At 44.5% G+C, this 15,942-nt stretch carries 15 protein-coding genes; 11 read left to right on the top strand and 4 right to left on the bottom strand.

Features of this window, described 5'->3' with window-relative positions; genetic code table 11:
* Positions 1-223 precede the first annotated feature (223 nt).
* The 4 genes from nfo to L4C44_RS15105 all read left to right on the top strand — a co-directional run bounded on the left by nfo (position 224) and on the right by L4C44_RS15105 (position 2,861).
* Entirely contained in the window at positions 224-1,132 is a 909-nt protein-coding gene (gene nfo, locus L4C44_RS15120; protein ID WP_146490547.1) for a deoxyribonuclease IV, read from the top strand.
* A 107-nt stretch (positions 1,133-1,239) separates the two neighbouring features.
* Positions 1,240-1,362, top strand: a complete 123-nt coding sequence (locus L4C44_RS15115) for a hypothetical protein (RefSeq protein WP_261383420.1) — start codon at positions 1,240-1,242, stop codon at positions 1,360-1,362.
* A gap of 180 nt (positions 1,363-1,542) precedes the next feature.
* On the top strand, positions 1,543-2,223 hold the full coding sequence (gene ung, locus L4C44_RS15110; protein WP_146490548.1) for a uracil-DNA glycosylase: 681 nt from the start codon (positions 1,543-1,545) through the stop codon (positions 2,221-2,223).
* An 86-nt stretch (positions 2,224-2,309) separates the two neighbouring features.
* Positions 2,310-2,861 (top strand): hemerythrin domain-containing protein, encoded by a 552-nt coding sequence (locus tag L4C44_RS15105; protein WP_285955159.1) that lies wholly within the window; start codon positions 2,310-2,312, stop codon positions 2,859-2,861.
* 156 nt (positions 2,862-3,017) lie between these two features.
* Here L4C44_RS15105 and L4C44_RS15100 read toward each other — a convergent pair whose 3' ends face one another.
* Positions 3,018-3,206: a DUF3545 family protein gene (locus tag L4C44_RS15100; protein ID WP_017059319.1), complete on the bottom strand. Its 189-nt coding sequence runs from the start codon at positions 3,204-3,206 to the stop codon at positions 3,018-3,020.
* A gap of 709 nt (positions 3,207-3,915) precedes the next feature.
* Here L4C44_RS15100 and L4C44_RS15095 point away from each other — a divergent pair.
* Together L4C44_RS15095 and yaaA are read left to right on the top strand one after the other, a co-directional pair.
* A complete protein-coding gene (locus L4C44_RS15095; RefSeq protein ID WP_146490578.1) occupies positions 3,916-5,343 on the top strand; it encodes an alanine/glycine:cation symporter family protein in 1,428 nt (475 codons plus the stop codon).
* A gap of 208 nt (positions 5,344-5,551) precedes the next feature.
* Positions 5,552-6,328 carry a peroxide stress protein YaaA gene (gene yaaA, locus L4C44_RS15090; protein WP_048606773.1) on the top strand — a complete coding sequence of 259 codons (777 nt, stop codon included), beginning with the start codon at positions 5,552-5,554 and terminating at the stop codon, positions 6,326-6,328.
* A gap of 113 nt (positions 6,329-6,441) precedes the next feature.
* On the opposite strand, the gene srmB is transcribed toward yaaA, so the two are convergent.
* Positions 6,442-7,707 (bottom strand): ATP-dependent RNA helicase SrmB, encoded by a 1,266-nt coding sequence (gene srmB, locus L4C44_RS15085; RefSeq protein ID WP_017630226.1) that lies wholly within the window; start codon positions 7,705-7,707, stop codon positions 6,442-6,444.
* Positions 7,708-7,814: 107 nt separating this feature from the next.
* Entirely contained in the window at positions 7,815-8,543 is a 729-nt protein-coding gene (locus L4C44_RS15080; protein ID WP_146490550.1) for a tRNA1(Val) (adenine(37)-N6)-methyltransferase, read from the bottom strand.
* 314 nt (positions 8,544-8,857) lie between these two features.
* Between L4C44_RS15080 and brnQ the strand changes: the two genes are divergently transcribed.
* Entirely contained in the window at positions 8,858-10,171 is a 1,314-nt protein-coding gene (gene brnQ / locus L4C44_RS15075) for a branched-chain amino acid transport system II carrier protein (protein WP_327784224.1), read from the top strand.
* Between the two features lie 130 nt (positions 10,172-10,301).
* Here the strand turns inward: brnQ and fldB are convergent, their stop codons facing one another.
* On the bottom strand, positions 10,302-10,823 hold the full coding sequence (gene fldB, locus L4C44_RS15070; protein ID WP_048606779.1) for a flavodoxin FldB: 522 nt from the start codon (positions 10,821-10,823) through the stop codon (positions 10,302-10,304).
* Between the two features lie 150 nt (positions 10,824-10,973).
* On the opposite strand from fldB, the gene xerD reads away from it, so the two are divergent.
* From xerD to prfB, 4 genes are all read left to right on the top strand, one after another.
* Positions 10,974-11,888 (top strand): site-specific tyrosine recombinase XerD, encoded by a 915-nt coding sequence (xerD, locus tag L4C44_RS15065; RefSeq protein ID WP_428805317.1) that lies wholly within the window; start codon positions 10,974-10,976, stop codon positions 11,886-11,888.
* A gap of 26 nt (positions 11,889-11,914) precedes the next feature.
* Positions 11,915-12,694, top strand: a complete 780-nt coding sequence (locus L4C44_RS15060) for a thioredoxin fold domain-containing protein (protein WP_428805316.1) — start codon at positions 11,915-11,917, stop codon at positions 12,692-12,694.
* Between the two features lie 79 nt (positions 12,695-12,773).
* Positions 12,774-14,510: a single-stranded-DNA-specific exonuclease RecJ gene (gene recJ, locus L4C44_RS15055; protein ID WP_428805315.1), complete on the top strand. Its 1,737-nt coding sequence runs from the start codon at positions 12,774-12,776 to the stop codon at positions 14,508-14,510.
* Between the two features lie 236 nt (positions 14,511-14,746).
* A protein-coding gene (gene prfB, locus L4C44_RS15050) for a peptide chain release factor 2 (RefSeq protein ID WP_102550771.1) occupies positions 14,747-15,845 on the top strand; the annotation gives its coding sequence in 2 pieces (ribosomal slippage) (positions 14,747-14,821 and positions 14,823-15,845; 1,098 coding nt in all).
* Positions 15,846-15,942 lie beyond the last annotated feature (97 nt).

Below are 15,942 nucleotides of genomic sequence, written 5' to 3'. Positions count from 1 at the left end.
TTAAGTCAAAAAACAACCAAAAACCATATTTTTACAAAGGTAATTATATTGAGGCAAATCAATAAAACCTTTGAAAACAAAGTAATTACAAAATATTTTAAAGTATAAAAAATATTTAACAGTCATATTTGTTGTAAATTTACTACATTTGTTGTGTTTTTATTGACCTGCAACCGATACGACCCTTTATTTATTAAGCATTCTGAAAGTGTAAAGTGATTTAATGACAAACAATAATTCATCCTCAAAACCGGAAACAAATATGAAGTTTATTGGCGCTCATGTGTCGGCTGCTGGTGGTGTCGATCAGGCGCCTATGCGTGCTCGTGAGATTGGCGCTAATGCGTTCGCACTGTTTACCAAAAACCAGAGACAATGGGCTGCAAAACCATTGGAAGCTAAAACAATCAGCGCCTTTAAGGCCAATTGCAAAATGTTAGGTTTTAGCGCTGAACACATTCTTCCTCATGACTCCTACCTTATTAACTTAGGAGCACCAGAAGAAGAGAAGCTAGAGAAATCACGTGCGGCTTTTATTGATGAAATGGAGCGTTGTAATCAACTTGGCTTAACGCTTTTGAATTTTCATCCTGGGAGTCATTTAAAGAAAATCTCAGAAAGCGAATGCTTGGCAAAGATCGCTGAATCGATCAATCTCGCTCATCAAGCGGTTCCTGATGTGATCGCGGTGATCGAGAATACGTCAGGGCAGGGCACTAACCTTGGTTGGAAGTTTGAGCACCTAGCAGAGATTATCGATCAGGTAGAAGATAAGTCACGTGTTGGTGTGTGCTTAGACACTTGCCATACCTTTACTGCTGGTTACGACCTACGTACAAAAGCGGCGTGTGAGCATACTTTTGCAGAGTTCGACCGCATTGTGGGTATGCACTATCTAAGAGCAATGCACATCAATGATTCAAAAGCTGAGTTCGCGAGTCGAGTCGATCGACACCATTCTTTAGGAAAAGGCGAAATTGGCTGGGACTGTTTTGAGTATATTGCTTCGGATTCTCGCTTTAATGGTATCCCTCTCATCTTAGAAACCATTGATTCGACGATCTGGAAAGAGGAAATTCAACAACTTAGAATGTTTCATCGCTCAGCAATGGAAGTGAGTGAAGAAGCGTAATATATAGAGGAAAAAATAATTTTCTTCTACTCCTAAAATTGGCATCTTTCTTTCATAGTGTTTAGTTGAATATGTAGTTCACTGTAACAATAGAGGAGGGTGCCATTATGTATTCTATAACTTATACCCCAAGTGCTTCTTCAACAGTCCATGCTGCAGCGCGTCTGCCAGCACCGAACCGTCACATCCATAGTCATGGTCACCATCGTACTCCCCAGAAGAGTGGCTAACCGAGATAAACTTAAATTGAACCCATTAATATGATTCATCAACAAGCGAACCCTGCACATCATGTTTATTGATAGCTGTATGAGGTATAACTAGAGCCTTATTTAGGACAGTTAGCCGATACCGCTATTTTTTTGTCTGGCGAAAGCCCCTAGAAACCTTGATGATTGGGAAGTAAAACGATGAGCACACCAAAGACTTGGGAATCCATTATTAATGATGAACGTGACAAAGAGTACTTTGAGAGTATCCTCGCGTTTGTTGAACAGCAACGTAATAGTGGGAAAACAGTCTACCCGCCACAAGATCAGGTATTCAGTGCCTTTGACATGACGCCTTTTGAATCTGTACGAGTGGTTATCTTAGGGCAAGATCCTTATCACGGTGCTAACCAAGCTCATGGCTTAGCATTCTCAGTGCTTCCTGGCGTGAAAATCCCACCTTCTCTACGCAATATGTACAAAGAGCTTGCTCAAGATATAGAGGGCTTTGAGATTCCTAGTCATGGTTATCTCGATTCTTGGGCATCGCAAGGGGTGTTGATGTTGAACACGGTCCTTACAGTAGAAGAAGCAAAAGCACACTCACATGCGAAGTGTGGCTGGGAAATCTTTACCGACGCCGTCATTGCTGAGCTCAATCAGCGCTCTGAACCTATCATCTTCTTATTATGGGGTGCACACGCCCAGAAGAAAGGACAAGCGATCGATGTAGGTAAGCACCATGTGTTGATTGCGCCTCATCCATCGCCATTATCCGCCCGTCGTGGCTTTTTTGGTTGTCAGCATTTCTCAACAACTAACAAGTTACTTTCTTATATGGATCAACAACCTATTGACTGGCGTTTACCAACAGAAGTGTAGGTTGGTGATTTTCTGAGCAGAGTCAAATCATAAATGAGCATCTTCGTATACACTTATAAACAGTAGGTGTAATGGAGTGCAATACTATGATGATTGAAAGGATAAGACGAGAGCATGGCTATATGGCTCGTTTGCTCGCGATACTCAACAATAAGTTAGAGCTTCTAAAACAAGAGCGAGAAATAAACTATAGCTTGATCGCTGAGGTGGTTGATTACCTGATGAATCATTCCGAGAAGGTCCATCACCCAAAAGAAGACGTTATTTATCGCTACTACCTTAAACAGTATGGCGGTGACCAAGTGATTGAAGACTTGGAGTTAGAGCATCAATTGCTTTCTGAGAAAACGGCGGACTTTTTAGGAGTGGTCGATATGATCCTTCAAGATGCGGTGGTTCCTCAGCAAGTCTTTATTGAACAGCTTGAAGCCTTTGTTAAAGCTCAACGAAAGCACATGGAATATGAAGAGAAGCATGTGTTACCAATGATTGTTGAGGCGTTCACGGTGAAAGATTGGCAAGAAGTTGAATCTCAATGGCTTCAACCGGAAGATGACCCTGTCTTTGGAGAGACCATTGCTGATCAGTATCGTCAACTCGCAGCCCGTGTTCGACAAAATGAACAAGAGTGCGTTTAGTGAGTCGGCAGTTGCCTCTATAGTAGAGGGGCTTTCTCTGATAACAGGGATTTCAAATCGACTCACAGGGAGAAATGTCACCTCATCAACTAAAAAAGGCACCTAAATAGGTGCCTAAATAGGTGCCTTTTGCTATCTGATTTCTTATCGTGCTGATTAAAGCTTTATATCGTCTAGGCTAAAATCGAGTCCTAGATTCATTTCTCTCAGCTCTTTTTCAAGCTGTCTACGATCGTTGATGGCTTCGATTTCACGCCACTTACGCTTGAGTGGTTTTGAGCGTGATTTTTGAGTTACACGAGGCATTTCTAGTTCTGATACTTCATCGAATTGAAAGCTATCCATAAGCCATATCTCCTTCCGTGGGACTAGTTCTTACGAACCAATAAATATCATATTTAGGTTTACAATAACTTTGATTTGTTTCTCATTTGTTTCAAATCTATGAAGCTTTTGTTCTGTTTTCTCATGCATGCTCACACATTGTGAGAATTTTTATGTGCAAAAAATAAGCAAACAAACCTAAGTAAACGATTAAATTGGGGGTTATTGAATGTTAATTCATTGTGCGAATGGAATAGCGTTTTGATCACAATGCATTGAAGTGTATATGGTGCCGTGCGGTATAGGGATATCATTGGCCTAGAAAAAAACGAATATCTTCACTATACCTTGTAAAACCTAGGCTGACGTCATTTTTATAGGATGATGTTCCTGTTGGGGCGGTGCCATGGCTGTTGTTGATATTATGTCCCGATAATGTGACTTTTATTGAGCTGCATTGTTGAATGTTGTGTTAACAAAAGGTGTGTTATTAGTGAAATGTCATTTTAATATAAGTGTATTTGCATATTGATTTTTAGGCCGTCTCGCTGCATTATCCGCCCGTCAAAAAATACACTGATACGTAAAATGGATGCATGAAGCGACATTTACAGTCTCAATCGCCGCAAGAATATAACAAGAGTGCCGACACAACATTGACAGAGGCATAGGCGATTAAGAGGAAGGCTAGGAAGCATGATCGGTGCTTAAACTCAATTACGAGGTTCACGTGACAGACTTAATCAATTTGATGAACGATCTCCTTTGGGGATCTATCTTAGTTTACTTACTGGTTGGTGTGGGTATCTACTTCACTGTACGACTAGGCTTCATTCAATTCCGCCATTTCGGCCACATGTTCTCTGTTCTAAAGAACAGCCGTAAAGCAGACAGTGCTGGTATCTCTTCTTTCCAAGCTCTTTGTACTAGTCTCGCTGCTCGTGTAGGTACGGGTAACATGGCCGGTGTTGCTGTAGCACTAACCGCTGGTGGCCCGGGTGCTATCTTCTGGATGTGGCTAATCGCAATGCTAGGTATGGCAACATCGTTTGCTGAAAGCACACTGGCTCAGCTATACAAAACGCGTGATAACGACGGTAACTACCGCGGCGGCCCTGCATACTACATGGAGAAAGGCCTAGGCATGCGTTGGATGGGGGTTCTATTCTCTATCTTCCTAATCATTGCATTTGGTCTTGTATTCAACGCGGTTCAAGCAAACGCGATTGCAAGCGCAATGAACACAGCATTTGACCTTGAGCGTAGCTACGTTGGTGTTGGCATCGTAATTATCTCTGCATTCGTTATCTTCGGTGGTATCCGTAAGATTGCTCGTACTGCAGAAATCATCGTTCCAATCATGGCATTGGCTTACCTAGCGATCGCTATGTACGTGATGTTTGCGAACATTGAGAAAGTGCCTGAAGTATTGGCTCTTATCTTCAAGAGTGCATTCGGTTTGCAAGAAGCAGCTGCGGGTGGCCTAGGTTACGCAATCGCACAAGCGATGATTAACGGCATCAAACGTGGTTTGTTCTCGAACGAAGCGGGTATGGGTTCTGCGCCAAACGCAGCAGCTTCTGCTACGCCTTACCCACCGCACCCAGCATCACAAGGTTACGTGCAAATGCTAGGCGTGTTCATGGATACCATTGTTATCTGTTCAGCAACAGTCGCAATCATCCTGATGTCTGGTGAGTATGTACCACACGGTGAAGTAACGGGTATCGAACTAACGCAACGTGCGCTAACAGCACAAGTGGGCGAATGGGGCGGCATCTTTGTAGCGGTAGCGATTTTCTTCTTCGCTTTCACTTCAATCATTGCAAACTACTCGTACGCTGAAACGAACCTTATCTTCCTTGAGCACAACAACAAGAAAGGCCTAGTACTGTTCCGTATCGTTGTTCTGGGTATGGTTATGTTCGGTTCTCTAGCGACACTGCCAACGGTATGGGCACTGGCTGACGTATCAATGGGCCTAATGGCGATTGTTAACTTGGTGGCGATTATCCTGCTATCAGGAATCGTGATTAAGCTAGCGAAAGACTACAACCGCCAACTAGACGCGGGTAAAGTACCAACATTCGATTCGAATGACTTCCCAGAGCTTAAGTCTCAGCTGGAAGACGGTATTTGGGACAACAACAAGAAGTAATCTTGTTGGGGCGATAAACGGCTCATCCTAAAGTGATTAGAAAGGCTAAGGTTTCGACCTTAGCCTTTTTCTTTGCCTGTCATTTGTCTCATTCTGTCTATCGAAGCTCATTCTCCCTATCGAAACAATAGGAAGAGTCATAAAGACAAGTTGATGTTTTTTCTATACTCTAGCAGCATCCAGTTAGATAACCGATTAGGGTAAAGTTATGTTAGTTGTCGTTTCTCCAGCCAAAACACTTGATTACGAATCACCATTAGCGACGGAACGCTTTAGTCAACCTGAGTTTGTTGAACACTCTGCTGAGTTGATTGAAGAGTGCCGTAAGCTGACGCCAGTCGATATTTCTGCACTGATGAAAGTCAGCGATAAAATCGCAGGGTTGAACGTAGCGCGCTTTGAGCAGTGGAGCGAGACCTTTACCCAAGACAACGCACGCCAAGCAATCCTAGCCTTTAAGGGCGATGTATACACTGGCCTAGACGCTGAAACGCTATCGGATGAAGATTTTGACTACGCACAAAACCACCTGCGCATGCTTTCTGGCCTGTATGGTTTGCTTAAGCCGTTAGATTTGATGCAGCCATATCGCCTAGAGATGGGTACACGCTTAGCGAATGCTCGTGGTACTAACTTGTACCAGTTCTGGGGTAACATCATCACAGACAAGCTAAATGAAGCGTTGAATGCTCAAGGTGACAATGTGTTGATCAACCTAGCATCGAACGAATACTTTAAAGCCGTGAAGCCGAAGAACTTGGATGGCCAAGTGATTACCCCAGTATTTAAAGACTGTAAGAATGGCCAGTACAAGGTAATCAGTTTCTACGCCAAGAAAGCGCGTGGCATGATGGCTCGTTACATTATCGAGAACAAGATTGACTCGGTTGAAGCGCTGACCCAGTTTGATACGGCGGGTTACTACTTCGTTGAAGAAGAGTCGAACGCGAAAGAGTTGGTCTTCAAGCGCGAAGAGCAAAACTAGACGTTACTGATTAAAGGGATTCACGCTTATATAGCGAGATACCCACTAGATAGAGAAAAGCCCCATGCAGCGAACTGCATGGGGCTTTTTATTGAATCGTTGAAAGCGTTAGATTACTTGTTTTTAACCGCTTTCTTTTTCTTAGCGATTTTCTTCTTCTTAGCGATTTTCTGTTTCGCTACCGCTTTCTTATCTTCTTTCTTCGGCTTCTTCTTCTTCGTCACGGCCGCTTTCTTGTGCGTTGGGCGCATGCCTTCGATGAAGCGTTCTTTGATTGGTTCGTCTGTGTAACGAGCCACACGCTCAATCATTAGTTGATCGTGCGCTTCAATGATAGAAACCGCGTTACCTTTCTTACCAGCACGAGCCGTACGGCCGATACGGTGTAGGTATACATCAGCAGTACGTGGCATGTCGTAGTTGATTACGTGGCTTACGTCTGGAAGGTCGATACCACGAGCCGCAACGTCAGTCGCTAGCAATACGTTTACTGAACCGTCACGGAAACGAGCAATCGCGTTGTTACGACGATCTTGAGGCATCTCACCTTGGATCCATGCACATGGGATTTGCGCGCTTTCTAGTTGAGCACGAAGATCACCTAGGCGATCACGAGTCTTCAAGAACACGATGCTGCGCTCAGCTTGTTCTGTGATGATGTGCTTTAGGATGTTTAGCTTATGCTCTGCTGTGTCTGCACGGTGGTACCACTGAGTGATCTTCTTACGCTCACGAAGTGATGATTTCGCATCGATCTCCGCTGGGTTTTTCAGTAGATCTTCAGTGAAGCCTTCAACACCTTTACCTTCTAGCGTTGCTGAGAAAAGTAAAGTTTGCTTACGCCAGCGACACTCTGCAGACAGTCGGTCAACAACAGGACCAAAGCCCATGTCTAACATGCGGTCTGCTTCGTCTAAGATCAGCCATTCGATAGCACGACAGTCAAAGCGCTCAGCTTCGATGTATTCCATCAGGCGGCCTGGAGTCGCTACTACGATGTCTTGCGTTGTGCCAAGGATGTCAGCGTGCTCTTGGTACATCACACCACCTGTGATGGTGAAGATGTTTAGCGCAGTGTATTTCGCAAGCTCACGAGCTTGGTCAGTGATCTGCATTGCCAGTTCACGAGTTGGCGTCAGGATAAGCATACGAGCAGGGCCCGCTTTCTTGCGTGGGAAATCCTGTAGGTACTGCAGTGCTGGCAGTACGAATGATGCTGTTTTACCAGTACCTGTTGGCGCAGAAGCCAAAACGTCTCTTCCATCTAACGCTTGTGGGATTGCTTCAGCTTGTATCTGTGTTGGACGTTCATAGCCCATTTCGTCAATTGCTTTAAGCAGCTCTTGGTTTAGATCGAGTTCTGCAAAGGTTCTGATCACTGTTGTTTCTCCACAAGCAATAAATGTTTCTGCCTCAAAAAGCAGACGATAAAAAAGAGTAGTCGGACATTATAGAAGCATTAGTGATTAGGATCACATGGTATTTGCTACATCTTGAGATAAAAATCTTTAGTGAGCGCAATAAATGCTTCGCTATAACCATCTTGCTGGTGAATTGTAAGCGATTCGCGCTGCAAATCTTGCTCGCAAGCAGGATCTTTAGATAACTCAAATAGAATTCGGCTAGCTGGCTTTTTATCTGTTGTTTTCACATCAAGGCGTTTTGCTAGATACCAACCACATTGCTCGGCAAACTTGATAAAACCTTCCCCTTCAGGCGTCGGTAGGATGAAACTGGCAGTCGCGAATTCAGTGGTTAGCTCAAAACAACGCTGGGCAAGCGCTAGGTGATCCAAGCTGTCGGAGTGTCTGGCGGTGGCTCTTTGGCTTTGCTGCGCCTGTTCTCCAGAGTTGAAGTAGGGCGGGTTACAGATGATCGCATCAAACCTTTGTGGAAAGTCGGCCGTTAACACGCTGTCGTGATGAAGGGAGATACGATCTTGCCAAGGCGACTGATCAATATTGACTGTGGCAGCATCAATGGCGTGTTGATCAATATCTATCGCGGAGATTGAAGCATCCTCAAAACGCTGCGCTGCCATTAAGGCCAGCAGACCTGTTCCTGTTCCAATATCGAGTACACATGATCTTTGTGGCAGGCTTACCCATGCGCCAAGTAATACGCCATCAGTACTGACTGGCATACCGCTTTGCCCGCCGTAAATTGAGAAATGCTTAAAATTGAAGCTTTTAGTTTGCACTGTTTTGTCTTTCATTAATGTTCTGAGTATCGAGATATTTTAAGTGATTAGCTCTAATGTTAACCACTTGTATGAATCAATGTTCTGCTTGGGAAACTATTGTTGTGAATTATAGTTAGTTTATAATTGTGGCTATTTTTCAATAGCTAGTGGAATTCACTGCTTTTTGTTCTCATATGCAAATTTATATGGTGTTTTTGTGTGGTGACTTGCAGCTAGCCAGTTGTTTCGTCATTATGCGCGACTATTTTATAGATTGATTGGCAGCTTTGAGCTGTAACATTCATGTAAGCACAACATAAATTCATAAATATAATTAAGGATTATCTGTGAAACAGAGTCTAAAACTAACAGATATAATGGCATTGGGCTTTATGCTTTTTGCGTTTTTCTTGGGTGCGGGTAATATCATCTTCCCACCTCTAGCTGGTCAATTGGCTGGTGATCACTTCCTTCCAGCTATGTCTGGTTTTCTGCTGACTGCCGTTGGTCTGCCGTTAATCACTATCGTCGCGGTCGCAGTGGCTGGTGGCTCTTGGGGTCACTTAACTAAAGATCTTCCTAAGAAAGCAGCAACCATCATGGCTGTACTGATCTTTATCATTATCGGTCCTGCATTTGCTGCACCACGTACCGGCCTTGTTGCCTATGAGATGGCGGTGAAACCGTTCTTCATCGATGCCTCTCAAGCTCACCTAACTCTCTTTTCGATTGCATTTTTTGTAGTAGCGATGTTTTTCTCTTGGTCGCAAGGTAAGCTTATTGACGTCATTGGCAAGGTACTAACACCAGCACTGTTTGTTGGTTTGGTTGTACTGGCGATTGCTGTATTCGTTAATCCTCAAGGCGATATTCTTGCGGCTCACGGTGAGTACATTACTCAGCCACTGACCAAAGGTTTCCTGGAAGGTTACAACACCATGGATACTTTTGCTGCTTTGATGTTTGGTATGCTGATTGTTGATGCGATTCGTAGCAAGGGCATTACTGACCGTGCAGCGACAACTAAGTACCTAATTAGCGCGGGTTGTATTGCCGCAACGGGTCTAGCGTTTGTTTACATCTCTCTATTCTTCCTGGGTGCAACAAGTGCAACAGTAGCAGCCGGCGCGGACAATGGCGGTGCTATCTTAAGCCTTTACGTTCAATCGTTGTTTGGTCCTTCTGGTCAGCTAGTACTCTCTGTGATCGTACTGTTGGCGTGTCTAACGACGGCGATTGGTCTTGTGTCAGCATGTTCTGATTACTTCAGCTCACTAACGCCTCTGTCTTACAAGACTTGGGTAATCATCAATGGTGTAGCTTGTGCAACTGTTGCGAACGTTGGCCTTTCTCAATTGATTTCTCTGTCTGTACCAGTACTGTTTGCACTGTACCCAGTCGCTATCGCTTTAGTAGCACTGACGTTCTTGCGTAGCCGTTTCCCTAATCCAAAAGCGGCTTACCGCGTGGTGGTATTAGTGTCACTGCTGTTTGCTCTTATTGATGGTGCTAAAGTAGCGGGTGTAGACGTGTCTGCACTTAAGATGCTGCCACTGTTTGAGATTGGTATGGGTTGGTTGCTTCCAACGACTGCTTCAATCATCTGTATGTTCTTTGTTGGGAAATCAACAGAACAAGAGATGGCTGAAGAGACTGTTTAATCTTCCGTTGAGATTAGATTGTCCTTCGAGATGAAATAGAAAAGGCCTCATTACTTCGCAGTAATGAGGCCTTTTTGTATTCTGTGGTCTTTTTATATTCAGCTACTTAGCTGGGGGCACTTCTGTTTGGTTATAGTTTTTCGCTGTACTCAACCAGTACTTGTTCAACCCAGCTTGCGATACGGTCGTCGCTAAGCTCGTATTGTGAATCTTCATCAAGCGCCAAACCAACAAATTGAGATTTGTCTTCCGTTAACGCTTTAGACGCTTCGAATTCGTAGCTGTCATCGTTTGGCCAGAAGCCAACGAACTCTGCTCCTGCGGTTTTCAGTTCATCATGCAATAGACCCATCGCATCTAGGAACCATTCGCCGTAGCCTTCTTGGTCACCCAAACCAAACAGAGCCACAACCTTGCCCTTCATTGGCGTGGTTGCGATGTCTTCCCACAGTTCATTCCAATCTTCTTGGATTTCACCGAAGTCCCAAGTCGAGATGCCCAGCAATAAAAGGTCGTAGTCCGCCATCAATGAAAGAGGGGTTTCTTTCACGTTATGGATATCAACTAGGTCTTCACCAATAATGCCGCGAATTTTCTCTGCTGCCATTTCTGTGTAGCAGGTGGTTGAGCCGTAAAATAATCCAATTTTCATAGCAAACGTTCGATTTTAATTTCAGATGGCGAATTCTAACCATAAATCGACTTCGATTGCAGCGATTATCCGCTCAAGTCGTAATTTTTATGGCATTCATATTTGCTCTGGCATACTCTCAAAACAGTTTCCAATATTGTGAGTAACACTATGCAGTCGCCTCAAGGGCAGAGCGCAGACCACGGTCTCGTTGAGCAGTTTTTAGATGCTATGTGGATGGAGCGAGGATTATCGGAGAATACGCTTGTCTCGTACCGTACCGATTTGTCCAAATTATTAGCGTGGATGGAAAAGAACAATTACCGCCTCGACTTCATTAGCCTTTCAGGTTTACAGGATTATCAAGGTTGGTTAGCCGACGCTGATTTTAAACAGACTTCTCGTGCTCGTATGTTGTCTGCCATTCGTCGTTTGTTCCAATATTTACATCGCGAGAAAGTAAGAGCCGACGATCCTAGTGCGCTGTTGATCAGCCCGAAACTGCCGAAACGCTTACCGAAAGATTTAAGTGAAGAGCAAGTGGATTCGCTGCTTGAAGCGCCAGATCCAAACGACCCCATTGAGCTTCGCGATAAAGCGATGCTTGAGTTACTCTATGCAACTGGACTTCGTGTGACTGAGCTCGTTAGCCTGACCATGGAAAACATCAGCCTAAGGCAAGGTGTGGTGCGTGTGATCGGTAAAGGTGGCAAAGAGCGCTTGGTACCAATGGGGGAAAATGCGGTCGATTGGATAGAGACATTTATCGAGCAAGGTCGCCCACAATTGTTGGGTGATAATAGTTCAGATGTGGTTTTTCCGAGTAAACGAGCGAAGCAAATGACCCGTCAAACGTTCTGGTATCGTATCAAGCATTATTCGGTGATAGCGGGTATCGACACGGAATTATTGTCGCCACACGTATTAAGGCATGCTTTTGCAACGCATTTACTGAACTATGGCGCAGATCTCAGGGTCGTACAGATGTTACTTGGGCATAGTGACTTATCGACAACCCAAATTTATACTCACGTGGCGACTGAAAGGCTGAAGCAAATTCACGCACAGCATCACCCACGTGCTTAAATCCATTTATTTTTAAGGTGAACTTAATGAGCGTATTACGCCGTCTTCCTCTATTAGCGCTTCCTCTCATGATTACTGCATGTAATGCATCAGAAGCGAAAGTAGAAACAACATCAACAGCCGTAGAAGCTGCTCCAGCTCAAGCTATTGATACTGCAGCGTTAACTAAGCGTTTTGAAAAAATCGGCATTAAGGTCGATAAGATTGTTCCTTCGGATATCGATGGTCTTTTAGAAGTTCAAACCAACAGCGGCATTATCTTTTCTTCTCCAGAGGGCGACCATTTTCTAGCCGGTACACTTTACTCTTTGGATGACAACGGCAAGTTCAGTGATGTTTTGGCTGAGCGTCAAGCTCCGTTGAATGCAGAAAAAGTAGCAGCAATGTCGGATACAGTTATCGAATATAAAGCAGATAACGAAAAGTATGTTGTGACGGTATTTACTGACATTACGTGTGGCTACTGTGTTCGTCTGCACAGCCAAATGCAGGGCTACAACGATCTGGGTATTACCGTTCGTTACATGGCTTACCCACGCCAAGGTGCGACAGGGCAAGTTGCCGATCAAATGGCGGCAATCTGGGCGGCTGATGATCCAAAAACAGCGATGCACGACGCCAAAGTCAACCGTCAAATGCCAGCGTCTGGCAAAGACCTAGCAGAACAGAAGCAGATCATCGCTAAACAATACCAACTAGGCCGTGAGCTTGGTATCAATGGTACGCCAGCTATCGTATTAGAAAGTGGTGAGTTGGTGAGTGGTTACTTACCGCCAGCACAACTGCTTCAGCGTTTAGAGCAATAATCTCGTTTTCTGTATTGCCAATTTATCCCCATGTTTTTGATTTAAGGAGTGGCCTGATTGATATTGGGCCCATTTTTATATGATAGAGATCCAACGCCGTCCTGAGGTCGACATTTCAGTTTTACCTGCTCACTTACCTGACTTGTTAAAGCGCATCTATGTGAGTCGTGGTATCGACAATGCTGACCAACTAGAGACTGCTGCGAAAGGCTTGCACTCTTATCAGAAACTGGGCGGTATTGATGCTGCAGTTGAGTTGTTGTTCAGCGCGATTCAGCATCAAAAACGTATCATCATTGTTGGTGACTTTGATGCTGATGGCGCGACCAGTTCAGCCTTGTCAGTGCTTGCTTTGCGTATGCTGGGTAGCTCTAACGTCGATTATCTGGTACCAAACCGTTTTGAAGATGGTTATGGTTTGAGCCCTGAGGTTGTCGAACAGGCAATCGAGCTTGGCGCTGAAGTGATCATGACGGTTGATAACGGTGTATCTTCGATTGAAGGTGTGCGTTTTGCCAAAGAGAAAGGACTAGAAGTCCTGGTTACCGATCACCACTTGCCGGGTAATGAACTGCCAATGGTTGATGCGATGGTGAACCCGAACCTTGAGAGCTGCGCTTTTCCTTCAAAAGCTCTAGCGGGTGTAGGAGTTGCGTTCTATCTGATGATGGCGCTGTGTGTTCACATGCGTAAGTTGAACTGGTTTGCTCAACACGGCATGACAGAACCTAAGTTGATGGAACTGATTGACCTTGTGGCGTTGGGTACTGTTGCCGATGTTGTTCCGCTCGATGAGAATAACCGAATCTTGGTTCATCAAGGGTTACAACGTATTCGAGCGGGTAAAGCTCGTCCGGGCATTCAAGCCTTGATCGAAATTGCTAAGCGAGACGCTAAGCGTTTGGTGGCGTCTGATTTTGGCTTTGCTCTTGGTCCTCGTATCAATGCAGCTGGTCGACTGGATGACATGTCTTTTGGTGTTGAGCTGCTAATGAGTAACAACATCCATGCTGCGCGTCGTATGGCGAGTGAGTTGGATGGATTGAACCAAACTCGTAAAGAGATCGAAGAGGGCATGAAGCAAGAAGCGATGGCTTTTTGTGAGCGCCTTGAGTTTGGTAAAGACGACCTGCCTTCTGGTTTAGCCCTGTTCCAACGTGATTGGCACCAAGGTGTGATTGGTATCTTGGCTTCGCGTATCAAAGACAAATACCACCGCCCAGTGATTGCGTTTGCAGATGGCGGCGAAGGTAGTATTAAAGGCTCTTGTCGTTCGATTCCGGGTTTGCACATGCGTGATGCTTTAGACCGAATTGACACTCAAAACCCAGGCTTGATTCTTAAGTTTGGTGGCCACGCAATGGCGGCGGGTTTAACCATCATGGAAAAGGATTTTGAACGCTTCAGCAAGCTGTTCAATGATGTCGTGAAGAATGAGCTTGGAGAAACAGCACTGAAGGGCATTATTTTGTCTGATGGTGAGCTGTTACCTGAAGAGTTTTCGATGCACACCGCTGAAACGTTGCGTTCAGGTGGTCCTTGGGGACAAGCATTCCCTGAGCCCATCTTCGACGGTGAGTTTAAAGTGCTACATCAAAAACTGGTGGGTGAAAAGCACCTTAAGCTGATGCTCGAGCCGTTATACAAAGGCCACCCAACCAATGTGATGATTGATGGTATTGCCTTTAACGTGGATTTGCGTCGTTGGCCTGATGCGTCAGTGAAAACGGTTCACCTTGCATTTAAGCTCGATATCAACGAGTTTCGTGGTAACCAATCGTTGCAGTTGATGATTGATCACATTGAAGCTAAATAGCCAGCTCTCGGCTGAATAATGTTAATCATTTAGCGCTAAATTCAACAAGCTCTGTTCAAAAACAGGGCTTGTTTTCCTTTCTGCCCTTACAAATTTTAGGTGTTTTTTCTGCCTGTCAATTTTATATCCGATTAAGTTGTTGAATCTTGGTTCACCACTCTAAAAAATTCTGTATCTCCGTCACACTTTTGAGTACAATTCTTCGGTTAAATTCTACTCATAAATGATGAGCTAAAATGTTTGAAATCAATCCTATAAAAAACCGTCTGCAGGATGTGTCTGAACGCACAAATATCCTGAGGGGGTATCTTTGACTATGACGCTAAGAAAGAGCGTCTAGAAGAAGTAAACGCAGAATTAGAACAACCGGATGTATGGAACGAACCTGAGCGTGCACAAGCGTTGGGTAAAGAACGTTCTGCATTGGAAGCGGTAGTAGAAACAATCGACCAACTTGACCAAGGTGTTGAGGATGTTGAAGGTCTACTAGAGCTTGCGGTTGAAGAAGAAGATCAAGAGACGTTTGACGAAATTGAACCGGAACTGGCTGAGCTAGAAGCTAAGCTAGAAAAACTGGAATTCCGTCGTATGTTTGCTGGCGATCACGACGCATCAGATTGCTACATCGATTTACAGTCAGGCTCGGGCGGTACAGAAGCTCAAGACTGGACTTCAATGATGTTGCGCATGTACTTACGTTGGGCAGATTCGAAAGGCTTCAAAACTGAAGTTATCGAAGTGTCTGATGGCGATGTTGCTGGCCTTAAAGGCGCAACGGTACGTATTTCTGGTGAGTACGCATATGGTTGGTTGCGCACAGAGACCGGTGTTCACCGTCTGGTTCGCAAGTCACCATTTGATTCAAGTGGCCGTCGTCATACTTCATTTGCATCTGCGTTTATCTACCCAGAGATTGATGACAACATTACGATCGACATTAATCCTTCTGACTTACGTATTGACGTATACCGTGCCTCAGGCGCTGGTGGTCAGCACGTAAACACCACGGAATCGGCGGTACGTATTACTCACGTTCCAACCAACACAGTGGTTCAATGTCAGAATGACCGTTCGCAGCATAAGAACAAAGATCAAGCGATGAAGCAGCTACGTGCTAAGCTTTTTGAACTTGAGATTCAAAAACAAAATGCTGAAAAACAAGCGAGCGAAGAAACGAAATCAGACATCGGTTGGGGCAGTCAAATCCGCTCTTACGTACTGGATGATTCTCGTATCAAAGATTTACGCACCGGCATCGAAAACCGTAATACTCAAGCGGTTCTTGACGGTGACTTAGACAAGTTTATTGAAGCTAGCCTGAAATCAGGTCTGTAAGCTTTACCAACTATTAAGCTTTACCAATAATATTGGTAAAAATGCCTATATTTGCAAAAATATAGCTGTCCAAATTTTAAAAGCAAGGTACATCTCT

It is taken from the genome of Vibrio satsumensis (assembly GCF_050337435.1).
GTDB lineage: Bacteria > Pseudomonadota > Gammaproteobacteria > Enterobacterales > Vibrionaceae > Vibrio > Vibrio satsumensis.
Note: the sequence above shows the minus strand (reverse complement) of the source record. Positions and strands in the feature narration are given on the sequence as shown.

Coding starts and splice junctions, on each gene's coding strand:
- fldB (WP_048606779.1), bottom strand. CDS start 10,823: ATGAAAATTGGATTATTTTACGGCTCAACCACCTGCTACACAGAAATG.
- L4C44_RS15100 (WP_017059319.1), bottom strand. CDS start 3,206: ATGGATAGCTTTCAATTCGATGAAGTATCAGAACTAGAAATGCCTCGT.
- xerD (WP_428805317.1), top strand. CDS start 10,974: ATGCAGTCGCCTCAAGGGCAGAGCGCAGACCACGGTCTCGTTGAGCAG.
- nfo (WP_146490547.1), top strand. CDS start 224: ATGACAAACAATAATTCATCCTCAAAACCGGAAACAAATATGAAGTTT.
- recJ (WP_428805315.1), top strand. CDS start 12,774: ATGATAGAGATCCAACGCCGTCCTGAGGTCGACATTTCAGTTTTACCT.
- L4C44_RS15080 (WP_146490550.1), bottom strand. CDS start 8,543: ATGAAAGACAAAACAGTGCAAACTAAAAGCTTCAATTTTAAGCATTTC.
- L4C44_RS15105 (WP_285955159.1), top strand. CDS start 2,310: ATGATGATTGAAAGGATAAGACGAGAGCATGGCTATATGGCTCGTTTG.
- L4C44_RS15115 (WP_261383420.1), top strand. CDS start 1,240: ATGTATTCTATAACTTATACCCCAAGTGCTTCTTCAACAGTCCATGCT.
- L4C44_RS15060 (WP_428805316.1), top strand. CDS start 11,915: ATGAGCGTATTACGCCGTCTTCCTCTATTAGCGCTTCCTCTCATGATT.
- ung (WP_146490548.1), top strand. CDS start 1,543: ATGAGCACACCAAAGACTTGGGAATCCATTATTAATGATGAACGTGAC.
- yaaA (WP_048606773.1), top strand. CDS start 5,552: ATGTTAGTTGTCGTTTCTCCAGCCAAAACACTTGATTACGAATCACCA.